We start from the raw sequence: 12384 nt of genomic DNA, 5'->3' as shown, positions 1-12384 counted from the left end.
GCGTTACGCGCCGGCCGGTTTCTTGGGGCGAAGCAGCTCCCACACCACCGGCAGTACCGAGATCACGATGATCAAAATGGTCACGATGCCGAAGTTCTCTTTGATCAAAGGCACGTTACCGAACAAGTAACCACCCCAGATAAAGATGGTCACCCACAAGAACCCGCCCACCAGGTTGTAAGTAAAGAACTTGGCTCGGTTCATGTCGCCGACGCCGGCGACGAAGGGCGCGAAGGTCCGCACGATGGGCACGAAGCGGGCGAGCACGATGGTCTTGCCGCCGTACTTCTCATAGAACGCATGCGTGCGATCCAAATATTCCTTCTTCAGCCAGCGAATCTTGCCGCTGAACGCCCGCGGCCCGACAGCTCGCCCGATGCGGAAGTTGGTCGCGTCGCCCAGCCACGCGGCCACCATCAATAGCAGCCACAGTGCCGTCGCATTCAACGTGCCGGTCTGATCGACTGCCGCCAATGCACCCAGTGCAAACAACAAAGAATCGCCAGGCAGGATGGGCGTCACCACCACGCCGGTCTCGCAAAAAATGATCACGAACAGAATCGCGTAAATCCAATAGCGATAGTCGGCGATCAGCTCGATCAGATGTTTATCGAGATGCAGGATGAAATCGACGAACCAGGTAACCAGCTCCATGCACGCCGCGCCTCAGGATGCCGCACGCAGCGGTTTGACGCGCGGACGATTCTGTTCGTCCACCAGCACCACGATGGGTTGGTGCTGTTCGAGCTCGGCTTCGGAATATTGCGAGTAGGAGCAAATGATCAGCAGGTCGCCGACCATGGCCTTGCGAGCCGCGGCGCCGTTCAGAGAAATGGCTCCTGAACCGCGCGGCGCCTTGATGATGTAAGTGGAGAAGCGTTCGCCATTGTTGACGTTGTACAGCTCGATGTACTGATTTTCACGCAGCCCGGATGCGTCCAGCAGGGCTTCGTCGATACCGCAAGAACCTTCGTAATCCAGGTCGGCTTGCGTCACACGGACTCGGTGCAACTTGGCCTGGAGCATGGTACGGAGCATGGAAATCCTCTGACATGGCGGGAAACAGCCGACCCCAATCGGCGGCCCGAAGGCTGAGGTCTGCGGCCCACCAGTGTCAAGGTGAGGCGTGGCCGCTGAATTACGCCGCTGGAGCCTTTGTCGCGGCGGCCAGCAGCTGATCGAGCAGCGACTCGACCTCGGTGTCGACCAGCAATGCCGCCCGATGACGCGGCCGTTGGAAACCCTCGTTGACCGCCAGGTCCAGAAACTGGATCAGCTGATCGTAATAGCCGCTGTAGTTGAGCAGGCCGCTGGGTTTGTCGTGTAGCCCGAGCTGAGTCCAGGTCCAGGCCTCGAACAGCTCATCCAGGGTGCCGATGCCGCCGGGCAGGGTCAGGAACCCATCGGACAGCGCGCCCATCAGCAATTTGCGCTCCGACATGGTGGTCACGACATGCAGCTCGCTCAAGCCGGGATGGCCGACTTCGCGATCCAACAGCATCTGCGGGATGACGCCGACCACGCGGCCGCCGGCGGCCAGGGCGGAATCGGCGACCGCGCCCATCAGGCCCACCTTGCCGCCGCCATAGACCAATGTAAGTCCGCGGCGGGCGATCGACCGACCGACGGCACGGGCTACTTCTACATAGTCGGGACGGTTGCCGGAGCTGGAGCCGCAGAACACACAAATGGCACGCATGGAGCGATTCTAACCGAGGCCCGATTACGTTAATCGGCACTAGACAGAGTGAGAGCCAGCGCACACTTTGCTGACTCCAACGACGTGCGTCAGTGTTCTTTGGGTCCCCGTCGCTCAAGCCGGCCGGCGCGTGCCCGATATGTTCAACGAACGTCCCACGGCCTGCGGGACACGACTTTGGATACATGCAAGGGACCTTTCAACACTGGTGGGTGTACCTGCCGATCATTGCGATCCTGGTCACTCCGACGGTCATCGCTACGTGGTTCGCGATCCAGCTGCACCGTGAACGAGTGTCGCGCCGGCGTGACGGCGCAGACTATTTGACCGGCCTGCCCACTCGCCGCGCCGCTGCCGTCGTCGCCGCGCAAGCCGTGTTGGATGCACAACACAGCGGCACCGAATTCGCGGTCATCGTTCTCAACGTCGATCGGCTCAAACCCATCAACGACTCGCTCGGTCATCAAGCGGGCGATGAGTTGTTGTTGGCATTGTCACAACGCCTGCGCCCCGTGCTCGGCAGCAACAGTGTGTTGGCGCGCCTGGCCGGCGACGAGTTCACCGTCATCGCTCGCGAACTGCGGGGCCCGCGCGAAGCCGAAGCGCTGGTCCACAAAATCGTGCAAGCAGTGCGCGACCCGTTCGTGATCGCGGCGCTCGACATTCATACCTCGTTGACCATCGGCGTCAGCATGTATCCGCTGGATGGCGATTCGTTCGATCTGTTGCTGCGCCGGGCGGAGATGGCGTTACGCTGCGCGAAGGCCGCCAGCCGTGGCAGCTATCGGTTCTATGCACTGGAAATGTCCAACGCCGCGGACGAACGGCTGTCGCTGGAAAACGATTTGCGACGCGCCGTCGAACTCGGCCAACTGGAACTGCATTATCAACCCAAGGTCGACATCGGCTGCAATCGGATTCGTAGTGCCGAGGCATTGCTTCGCTGGCGTCATCCGACGCGCGGCCTGGTGCCGCCGAATTCATTCATTCCGATTGCTGAAGAGACCGGCTTGATCGTGCCCATTGGCGAATGGGTGTTGCGTGAGGCGTGCGGACAAGTGCGCGCGTGGATCAATTCAGGAATGTCGCCAGTGCGCGTGGCAGTGAATCTGTCAGCCAAACAATTCCGGCACGTCGATCTGGTCGCGGTAGTGCGCTCGGCCATCGAAGAATCCAAGCTGCAGCCCGGCTACCTGGAACTCGAGCTCACCGAAAGCGCCATCATGGACGACGCGGAGAAGTCCGCATCGACGTTGGAAATCTTGAGCACCATGGGCGTGCACATTTCCATCGACGACTTCGGCACCGGTTATTCGAGTCTGAGTTATCTACGCCGCTTCCCGCTCGACAAGCTCAAGATCGATCGCAGCTTCATGCGCGACTTGCTGTCGAATCCCGACGATGCGTCCATCGTCAAAGCCATCATCTCGCTTGCTCACAATTTGCGACTGCGGGTGGTTGCCGAAGGCGTCGAAACCGCCGAGCAACTCAGCTTCCTGCGTGAGCTCGGTTGTGATCAATATCAAGGTTATTTCTGTAGTCCGGCGGTGCCGGCGGCGGCTTTCGCAGCGCTGTTGCTGAAGATGCGGGCCGAACGCCCCGAACTCACCGAAGCTGACATGCTTCGTACTCAGAGCCGCCTGTCGGCCTTCACGCCGGAAATCGCGCCTTAATTGTGATCGGTGACGCGACGGCCGCGTTTGAGCCGACGCTCATTGCCTGAAAACGACGCGGTCACCATGCCCACATCGCTGTTTCGACGCGGCCCGGCGCGGCGATCTTTGTGATGCTTGAAGCGGCAGTTGCAAGCCGCAGCATCGCAGCTCGGCAGCGGCAAGCGCGGCGCTTGCAGCGACAAGAAACGCTGACCGGAAAATCGGTACGCAGCCGCGCAGGCATTGGGCCCCGGCATTACTGAGACTGCGTGATAAGCATTGTTCGTGGTCGGCGCGCGCTGCGGCGAGCTATGCGCTTTCGGCGCCTTCTTTACAGCAGCGCCAAACAGTCCCGACAACCAGCCTGGAGATTTCGAAGCCATCGCCCCCGCCTGCACCCCACGCGCGGCATCACACCCGCTGACGTATCGTTAAGAAACAAGAGGCGAGATTGTTCCTGCAGTCGCGGCTGCAGCGCAAGTGAACCATGGACCCATGTCGACGACAGGCGACATTTCAGCGAAAAGCTGTCGTCGCCTGTTCATCGAATGGAAATATTTACCGTCGCGCGATCGCGACAATGCGCTCAGCTGCGCAACGAGTTTAGAAATTTCGCGGGGTCCTCGCCGCGCTCCAGCACTTCGACCAACGCTGAACCGACGATGGCGCCGTCGATGAACGGTGCCAACCGCTGCACCTGCTCACGACTACGAATGCCAAAGCCCGCGCACACCGGCACCGGTGAAATCTTTTTCACGCGCTGAAAGTATTCGAGCACTTCTTCGGGCACCGCGACGTTCTTGCCCGTGGTGCCGGTCATGGTGACGGCATAAATAAATCCGCCACTGCCTTCGCACAACATCTGCATGCGCTCGGTCGGCGTCACTGGCGTGACAAACTGAACGAGCGCCAGGCCGTGCGCATCCAATGCATTGCGCAAGTCATGACTTTCTTCGTACGGCAAATCGGGAACGATGAATCCCGAGATGCCGGCCCGCGCCGCGTCGGCCGGTAACTTGTCGATGCCGTAAGCGAGCAGCGGATTCAGATAGCTCATCAACAACAACGGCGCCTTTGGCTTCACTTCGGCGCGCGTCAGCTCTTGCAGAATCCAGCGCAACGACACGCCCTGCTCCAACGCCACGCGACTGGAGCGCTGAATGGTCGTGCCATCGGCCATCGGGTCGGTGAACGGCACACCGACTTCGACGACATCGGCCGCGTCGGCGACCGCGTTCAGTTGTTGAATGAAATTTTCGCGCTTGGGAAAGCCCGCGGTGATGTAGGCGATCAACGCCGGCTGACCGGTCGCGCGCCGATTACGAATCGCGGTGCTGATGGAGTCACGAGCAGGCATCACAGCACATCCTTCAACAGAGTACGTTGCAGCGTCGGCATGTCTTTGTCGCCGCGACCGGAAAGCGCGATCAGAATTCGCTTGCCAGGATTGGCGAGCGCGTAGCGCTTGGCACCGGCCAATGCGTGCGAGGATTCGATCGCCGGCAAAATACCTTCAGCCGCGCAGCACTCCGCCAACACGGCGAGCGCATCGTCATCGTTCACGGCTTCGTACTTCACGCGATCGATGGTTGCAAGCAACGCGTGCTCGGGACCGACGCCCGGATAATCCAGGCCGGCGGACACCGAATGAGTTTCCTGAATCTGACCGTTCTCGTCTTGTAACAACAGCGAGAAACAACCTTGCAACACACCCGGCGTGCCGTAGGCAATCGATGCGGCATTCTGACCCAGCCCGCTGCCGATACCGCCGGCTTCCAGGCCCAGCATCGCGACGCCTTGATCTTTGACGAACGGATGAAACATGCCGATGGCGTTGGAGCCGCCGCCGACGCACGCGACCACCAGATCGGGCAACTTGCCGGTGCGCTCCAGAATCTGCACGCGGGCTTCGCGACCGATGACCGACTGCAACTCACGCACGATGTATGGATAAGGATGCGGACCGATGGCCGAACCCAGGCAGTAATACGTGCCGTTCGGGTCGGACACCCAATCGCGCAATGCTTCGTCGACAGCAGCGCGCAACGTTTTATCGCCGCTGGTGACGGGCACGACGGTCGCGCCGAGCAACTTCATGCGACCGACGTTGGGTGCCTGGCGCTCCATGTCCACCGAACCCATATAGACAGTGCACGGCATGCCGAGTCGTGCGCAGGCCGCAGCCGATGCGACACCGTGTTGACCAGCACCCGTCTCCGCGATCACGCGCTTGGCGCCAAGCTTCTTCGCCAGCAGCACTTGGCCGATGGAGTTGTTGATCTTGTGCGCGCCCGTGTGCGCAAGGTCCTCGCGCTTCAACCAGATTTCCGCACCCCACTTCTCCGACAGCGTGCGCGCGAAGGTCAGCGGCGTGGCACGACCGACCCAGTTATGCAGTTCGTCATGAAACTCTTTTAGAAATTCCGGATCGCGCAGATAGCGATCGACACCGGCCTGCAACCGATCCAGCGCTGGCACCAGCGTCTCGGGAACAAAACGACCGCCAAACGGACCGAAACGGCCGCGCTCGTCGGGATAGGCGTCCTGTTGGACGTTGGCCAGCAACGTTTGCTGCTCGCTCTTGCTCAAAGAATGTCTCATTTCGCTACTCCGCTGCCCGCCGCACGTGCGTTACGGACAAACTCATAAATCTTCTGTGGATCCTTCACGCCTGGCCGCGCTTCGACGCCGCTACTGACATCGACGCCGAACGGCTTGGCCGTCGCGATGGCCGCAGCCACGTTGCTCGGTTGTAATCCGCCCGCCAATATCAACTGCGTGCGGGTCGCGAGCCTGGCAGCCGCCGACCAGTCGGTGGTCTCGCCAGTGCCGCTCACCGGACCTTCAAACAACAATCGTGTCGGCAACACTGCCGGCAACTCACGCCCCGAACGAATCACCGGCGTCACTTGCAAGCCGGTCGGGATCTGCAAGCTGGTCAAATCATCGATATCGGTCTGCAACACATCCGGACGAAACCCCGACCAAACTTCGTCTAGCTCCGCCTGCGACGGATGCAACATCACCGCGACTCGCGTGATGTTTGCTGGTACGTCGCGTGCCAATGCCGCCGCTTGCTGAGCGGTGACTCGGCGCTTCGACTCGGCGAACACAAACCCTACTGCGTTTACGCCAGCGTCTACCGCCGCCGCAACGGCTTCAGACGTCGTCAGCCCGCAGACTTTGACCCACACGGCGTCGCTCATTCCTCGCGCACTTCGCCTTTGGCAATGCGCAGCTTGCGAGTCGCCATGCTCATGGCCGCCTGGCGGCCGGTAGATAACAACTTGCCCAGCAATTCGCGCGGCTGCGGTGCTTTCATCAAAGTCGTGCCGATCAACGCGACGCGATAGCCGTGACCAACGATGGCGGTGACATCATCCGCCGTGTTCACACCACTCTCCGCGACCGGCGCGAATCCCGGCGGCATGCTGTCTGCCAGCTCGGACAAGCGCGACAGTTCGACGGTGAGCTTGTCGAGATCGCGGCAATTGAGGCCGACCAGGATTTGCTCATCGTGGCCGCGACGTAACGCGAGCACTTCACGAGCGATAGTTAGATCGGCGGCATCGAACGCTTCGAGCAGCACAAACATCTTCAACATGGCGGCGCAGTCGAGCAACGCAGTGATACGACTCTTGTCGAGCATGCGCACGATGACGAGCACGCCACCGGCACCGGCCGCACGACCTTCCATCACTTGATACGGATCGACCAGGAAGTCCTTGCGCATCACCGGCACGTTGTGCGGAGTGAGCACCTTGGCGGCGCGAGTCAAATGTTCGAGCTGACCGCCGAAACGCAACGGCTCGGTGAGCACAGACACGGCGCATGCGCCACCGCACGCATATTCGGTGACCCGGCTTTCGACATCGCTGGTGTTAGCAGACAAATCGCCCGCCGACGGCGAATGCAATTTGCATTCGGCAATCACATCGAAACCTTCCGGCGACAAGCGCAGCTGCGGCGCCGGCGCCATATCGGAGGCTCGCGCCCACAACGCCTTTTCGGATTCGCGCGCACGCGCTTGTTCGAGCCGAGCGAGGCTCGATTGAGTCATTTGAGCAAGCAAGCCAGACATGATCAGCGCCCCTGACTCGCGGCCGTGTTACGTTGGCCGAAAGCCGTCAATTTTTCCAGCAGACGCCGCCCGGCGCCGCCCTCGATGGCATCCTGTGCCATACGCGCAGCATCCTGCGCCGAAGCCGCTTTACCTAGCAATTCGAGCACCAATGCCGCTTGCAGGATCAACGCGTTGCGATGGGCACCCTGCTCCCGACCCTCCAGCACGGCGCGCATACGTTCGGCGTTATAGGCCGCGTCGCCGCCCTTCAAATCCTCGACGGAACAGCTGGGCAGCATGAATTCCTCGGCACTGCGCTTGGTACGCACGACCTTGCCGGGCGTGACCTCGAACAAGTCGAACGGGCCGATGGGCGTGGCCTCATCCCAGCCCGCCGCACCATGCACGACGTAAGCACGCTTCAGTGGCAAACCCGCCAACGTCTCCGCCATCAAGGCAGCGACATCGACGTGATACGCGCCGATCAAATGAAACTCCGGTTCGGCCGGATTCGCCAACGGGCCCAGAATGTTGAATACCGTGCGCACCCCGAGCGCCTGACGAATCGGCATCACCGCTTTCATGGACGGGTGATAATGAGGCGCGAAGAAAAACGTAAAGCCAGTCTCGGCGAGACATTCACCGGCGGCCTGCTCATCGAGCGGCAGATTCAAACCCAACGCGCGCACCACATCGGCACTACCGCTGCGGCTGGAAACCGAACTGGTGCCGTGCTTCGCGACCCGAATGCCCATCGATGCCACCAACAGCGCGGCGCCGGTCGAAAGATTGAAACTTCCCGAGCCATCGCCACCGGTGCCGACCATATCGACCAGCGGTCCACCGGGCGGCAACTGCGGTCGACGCGCGAGTTTGCGCATGCTCTTGGCGAACCCGCGCAGTTCATCAGCCGTCACGCCTTTGGAACGCAGCGCTGCCAGGATGGCGCCGCCCATCGCCGGGGCCAACGCCGGATCGGTCAACGCCACCAGTAACTCTGCGGCTTCCTGCTCGCTCAAATTATCGCGATCGAGCAATCGATCGAGCGTCTGACGCATGCTCATGCCGCTCGCTTGCCGGAGCGCTGTAGCAGGAAGTTGCCCATCAGCACCGGGCCTTGCGGCGTCAGCACGCTTTCCGGATGGAACTGCACGCCTTCGATGTTGAAGGTCTTGTGCCGCACGCCCATGATTTCGCCTTCGTCGGTGCGCGCCGTGACTTCGAGCGTATCGGGCAGCGTATCGGGCTGCGCGATCAGCGAGTGATAACGGCCTGCTTCGAACGGCTCCGGCATGTCCTTGAGAATGCTCTGACCGTCGTGATGCACGAGAGAAGTCTTGCCGTGCATGAGACGGCCGGCGCGAACCACCTTACCGCCGAAGACTTCGACCAGTGACTGGTGCCCAAGACAGACGCCGAAGATCGGCACCTCGCCAGCGAACGCTTCGATCATGCGCATCGACACACCCGCGTCGTACGGCGTGCCCGGGCCCGGCGAGATACACAGATGCGTAGGCTTGAGCGACTTGGCCTGGTCGACGGTGATGCTGTCGTTACGATGCACCAGCACGTCGGCGCCCAGCACCATGAAGGCTTGCACCAAGTTGTAAGTAAACGAATCGTAGTTGTCGATCAGCAGCAGACGCACTGCTTCTTGATGATTGCTCACAGCCCTTCCTCCGCCAGCGCCAGGGCGCGCCGCACGCTGGCACTCTTGGCCAGGACTTCTTGATATTCCATCGCAGGCACGCTATCGGCGACGATGCCGGCGCCCGCCTGGAAACTGTAGGTGTCGCCGCGGAATACCACGGTGCGAATGGTGATCGCATGATCCATGTCGCCGCCGTGACCGAAGTAACCGATGGTGCCGCCGTAGAAGCCGCGCCGCACCGGCTCGAGCTCGTCGATGATTTGCATGGCTCGTACTTTCGGTGCACCCACCAACGTGCCGGCGGGAAACGCGGCAGCAAACAAATCGAATGCATCTTTGCCCGGTGCCAGCTCGCCGTTCACACCGCTGACGATGTGCATCACATGGCTGTAGCGCTCGATGCTGCGATAAGGATTCACATTCACCGAGCCGGCCTTGGCGACGCGGCCCAAGTCGTTGCGGGCCAGATCGACCAGCATGACGTGCTCGGCGTTCTCTTTCGGATCGGCCAGCAATTCTTTTTGTAGCAACGCGTCGTCGACCGAATCTCTACCGCGCGGCCGTGTGCCGGCGATGGGACGCATCGACGCGCGACCGCGTGACAGCTTCACCAATGCTTCGGGCGAGGAGCCGACGATGGTCGCATCGCCCAGCTCGCAGAAATACATATAAGGAGAGGGATTCAGCAGACGCAGCGCGCGATAAGCCTCGAACGGCTCCAGATCGCACAAGCCGGCAAAGCGCACCGACAACACCAGCTGATACACATCGCCGGCAGCGATGTATTCCTTCACCTTGTGCACACCTTCGATGTATTGGGCTTCGCTGAGGCTGCCGATCGCAGGCGAGTACTTGATCTTCTTTTCGCTGGGCGGGATGGCGCCACGCAATGCCTTCACCACTTCTCGGCGGAGCGCGACGCGTTCGCTTTCGCTGCCTGCATGTAACAGCGCGACACCGCGAGTCAGGTGGTCGAACACTAGCAACGACCGCGGTGCGAGGTAGTGAGCTTCCGGAGTGGGCTCACTCATTGCGATTCGCGGCGGCAAACGTTCGAAGCGTCTGACCAAGTCGTAACTGGCGGCTCCGACCAGACCACCCGGCAACGGCACCCCCGGAATCTGCGGACTGGGTTGAGGCGCCCGAGCCAGGGCACTGCGCAGTGCGCTCAATAGCTCAGCCTGGGTTTGCGGCGGCGGCCCGAGCCGGCCGTCGATGCTCAGTCCCTTGTCATCCAGGCGCACTTCCAGGCAGTCGCCGAAGCCGATGAAGGAGTACCGCGCCAACCGTTCGCCGCCCTCGACACTTTCCAGCAAAAAGCGGGGCTTGAAGGGCTTGAGCTTCAGATAGGCCGAGACTGGGGTGTCCAGGTCTGCGGCAATGTCGAAGGGTGGTTGCACTGATGTGTCCTCGGCGATGAACCGTGCTCTTCGGTCCGGCGAGGGGCGATAAAAAACCCATCTCCGGATCGCTGCACGGAGATGGGTTTGATTGGATGCTTGGCTAGTGTGTGTTCGTTACGCCCGGCAAGCTCCAGCGGCCCTCTCCAGTAAGGGTCGCCACCACCAGCGATGCGTTGCAAGCAACTGAATCATGGGCGTCAGTATTACCGGCCAGGCGAGCGGCAGTCAACTTCCGTGTATGCAATCGGCCTTCGGGTCGGTAACGGGCCGGTCAGCACATGCTGCATCACGGGTCCGCAACTTCTACCTCGGCTCCCGGCTTGATACCGAATTGTCACTTGGCTACGACTGCTCCGTCACCTGAGCACTCCTACGATGGTCTCAGGGCGGTCACAGCCCGTGAGTCGATCCGCCACTTCAAACTGAAAAATGGGGGAAACCTATGTCTGCAAATATGCATCGCAGCGTAACGGCCTGCGTTGGCTTGGTGCTGAGCCTCGCGGCAGCCGCCACGCCGGCCGACGAACTCGCCGAGCTACGCCAACGATTGGACGCACAGGAACAGAAAATCCGTATCCTGGAACGTAAGCTGGAGTTGAATGAGGAAGCGGCCAAGGCCGCGGTTCCGAACACGCCCGTGGTACGCGCCTCGCCTCAGCAAGGTTTCCGCATTCAATCCGCCGACGGCGCCAATGTGGCCCGCTTGCGTGGCACATTGCATTTCGACGGCCGCTATTTCCCCGACGACATCACACCCGCGACTGCCGACACCTGGATCCTGCGTCGTGTGCGGCCCACGCTGGAAGGAACATTCAATAGCATTTATGACTTCCGCTTCACACCGGACTTCGCCGGTGGTCGCACCATCATTCTCGATGCATTCGTCGCCGCTCGCCTGAAACCGTGGGCCGTGGTCACCGCCGGCAAGTTCAAAGTGCCGGTGGGCCTCGAGCGCCTGGTTTCAGCTAACGATCTACGTTTCATCGAGCGCGGCTTGCCGACCAGCTTGGTGCCCAATCGCGATCTGGGCTTACAACTGGGCGGCGATCTGAATGGCGGCGTAGTGAATTATTCCATCGGCTATTTCAACGGCGTCAGCGACGGCAGCAGCAGCGACAGCAACACGCCGACTGCCGATGTCGAGAACGACACCAAGGGTGACTGGGCGGCACGCGTGTTCTTCCAACCATTCTTGAACTCGGACAATTTCGCGCTGCGCGGCCTAGGCTTCGGTGTCGCCGGCACGTATGTGAATTCGACCGGCAGCACCACCACGACGCTGTTGCCTGGCTATCGCACGCCAGGTCAGCAAACATTCTTCAGCTATCGTGGCACCACTGCAGCCAGCGGCACGACACCTGCGGTGAATGGCACCATCGCCGACGGCGAACGCGTGCGCTGGACGCCGCAAGCCTATTACTCACTCGGCAGCTTCAGCGTGCTCGGCGAGTACGTGAATGTTTCTCAGGAAGTTTCGCGAGTCACGCCAACGGCCGGCCTTCGCAGCGATACGCTCGACAACACCGCTTGGCAGATTCAGTTCGCGTGGTTCGCTACCGGCGAAGACGAAACCTTCCGCGGCTTCACATCGCAATCGGTGTTCGATCCGAGCAAGGGCACGTGGGGCGCAGTGGAACTGGTCGCTCGCTATCACGAGTTGGACATCGATGACGATGCTTTCAGCGGCGGCACCGACTCGTTCGCCAATCCCGCCAGCAGCGCCAGCAAAGCCAGTGCCTGGGGCTTGGGTGTGAATTGGTATCTGACACAAAACTACAAGTGGTCGCTGAACTATGACGTGACCAGCTTCGAGGGCGGCGCCGTCACCGGCGACCGGCCGGATGAGAAGGCTTTGTTTACTCGCTTCGCGGTCGGCTTCTGAACCTTGACTACACAATATCCTGCACGGAGAT

The 12384-nt window shown here is 61.1% G+C and carries 13 protein-coding genes; 2 read left to right on the top strand and 11 right to left on the bottom strand.

Annotated elements, in window-relative coordinates:
- Positions 1-3: 3 nt before the first annotated feature.
- The 3 genes from JNL55_RS37190 to JNL55_RS37180 all read right to left on the bottom strand — a co-directional run bounded on the left by JNL55_RS37190 (position 4) and on the right by JNL55_RS37180 (position 1699).
- A complete protein-coding gene (locus JNL55_RS37190; RefSeq protein WP_293867183.1) occupies positions 4-654 on the bottom strand; it encodes a DedA family protein in 651 nt (216 codons plus the stop codon).
- Positions 655-666: 12 nt separating this feature from the next.
- A complete protein-coding gene (gene panD / locus JNL55_RS37185) occupies positions 667-1038 on the bottom strand; it encodes an aspartate 1-decarboxylase (RefSeq protein WP_293867180.1) in 372 nt (123 codons plus the stop codon).
- Between the two features lie 100 nt (positions 1039-1138).
- A complete protein-coding gene (locus JNL55_RS37180; protein ID WP_293867177.1) occupies positions 1139-1699 on the bottom strand; it encodes a TIGR00730 family Rossman fold protein in 561 nt (186 codons plus the stop codon).
- 185 nt (positions 1700-1884) lie between these two features.
- Here JNL55_RS37180 and JNL55_RS37175 point away from each other — a divergent pair, with 185 nt between their 5' ends.
- Entirely contained in the window at positions 1885-3372 is a 1488-nt protein-coding gene (locus JNL55_RS37175) for a putative bifunctional diguanylate cyclase/phosphodiesterase (protein ID WP_293867174.1), read from the top strand.
- On the opposite strand, the gene JNL55_RS37170 is transcribed toward JNL55_RS37175, so the two are convergent.
- The 8 genes from JNL55_RS37170 to JNL55_RS37135 all read right to left on the bottom strand — a co-directional run bounded on the left by JNL55_RS37170 (position 3369) and on the right by JNL55_RS37135 (position 10468).
- Positions 3369-3737 carry a hypothetical protein gene (locus JNL55_RS37170; protein ID WP_293867171.1) on the bottom strand — a complete coding sequence of 123 codons (369 nt, stop codon included), beginning with the start codon at positions 3735-3737 and terminating at the stop codon, positions 3369-3371. The two genes, JNL55_RS37175 and JNL55_RS37170, sit on opposite strands and share 4 nt — an antisense overlap.
- 203 nt (positions 3738-3940) lie before the next feature.
- Positions 3941-4711, bottom strand: coding sequence for a tryptophan synthase subunit alpha (gene trpA, locus JNL55_RS37165; protein ID WP_293867168.1), 771 nt, complete (start codon positions 4709-4711; stop codon positions 3941-3943).
- On the bottom strand, positions 4711-5955 hold the full coding sequence (gene trpB, locus JNL55_RS37160; RefSeq protein ID WP_293867165.1) for a tryptophan synthase subunit beta: 1245 nt from the start codon (positions 5953-5955) through the stop codon (positions 4711-4713). The genes trpA and trpB overlap by 1 nt, the downstream gene beginning before the upstream one ends.
- Positions 5952-6560 (bottom strand): phosphoribosylanthranilate isomerase, encoded by a 609-nt coding sequence (locus JNL55_RS37155; RefSeq protein WP_293867162.1) that lies wholly within the window; start codon positions 6558-6560, stop codon positions 5952-5954. The genes trpB and JNL55_RS37155 overlap by 4 nt, the downstream gene beginning before the upstream one ends.
- The gene (locus tag JNL55_RS37150; protein ID WP_293867160.1) at positions 6557-7435 is read right to left on the bottom strand and encodes an indole-3-glycerol phosphate synthase TrpC; all 879 of its coding nucleotides are present in this window, start codon (positions 7433-7435) and stop codon (positions 6557-6559) included. Before JNL55_RS37150 ends, JNL55_RS37155 begins: the two co-directional genes overlap by 4 nt.
- 2 nt (positions 7436-7437) lie before the next feature.
- Positions 7438-8481, bottom strand: a complete 1044-nt coding sequence (gene trpD, locus JNL55_RS37145) for an anthranilate phosphoribosyltransferase (RefSeq protein ID WP_293867157.1) — start codon at positions 8479-8481, stop codon at positions 7438-7440.
- Positions 8478-9059: an anthranilate synthase component II gene (locus JNL55_RS37140; protein ID WP_415923247.1), complete on the bottom strand. Its 582-nt coding sequence runs from the start codon at positions 9057-9059 to the stop codon at positions 8478-8480. Before JNL55_RS37140 ends, trpD begins: the two co-directional genes overlap by 4 nt.
- A 23-nt stretch (positions 9060-9082) precedes the next feature.
- On the bottom strand, positions 9083-10468 hold the full coding sequence (locus JNL55_RS37135; RefSeq protein WP_293867151.1) for an anthranilate synthase component I family protein: 1386 nt from the start codon (positions 10466-10468) through the stop codon (positions 9083-9085).
- 445 nt (positions 10469-10913) lie between these two features.
- On the opposite strand from JNL55_RS37135, the gene JNL55_RS37130 reads away from it, so the two are divergent.
- Positions 10914-12353, top strand: coding sequence for an OprO/OprP family phosphate-selective porin (locus JNL55_RS37130; protein WP_293867148.1), 1440 nt, complete (start codon positions 10914-10916; stop codon positions 12351-12353).
- Positions 12354-12384: the final 31 nt, after the last annotated feature.

The sequence above is a fragment of the Steroidobacter sp. genome, assembly GCF_016790065.1.
GTDB lineage: Bacteria > Pseudomonadota > Gammaproteobacteria > Steroidobacterales > Steroidobacteraceae > Steroidobacter.
The sequence above is the reverse complement of the archived record's forward strand: the minus strand, read 5'-3'. Positions and strand labels throughout refer to the sequence as shown.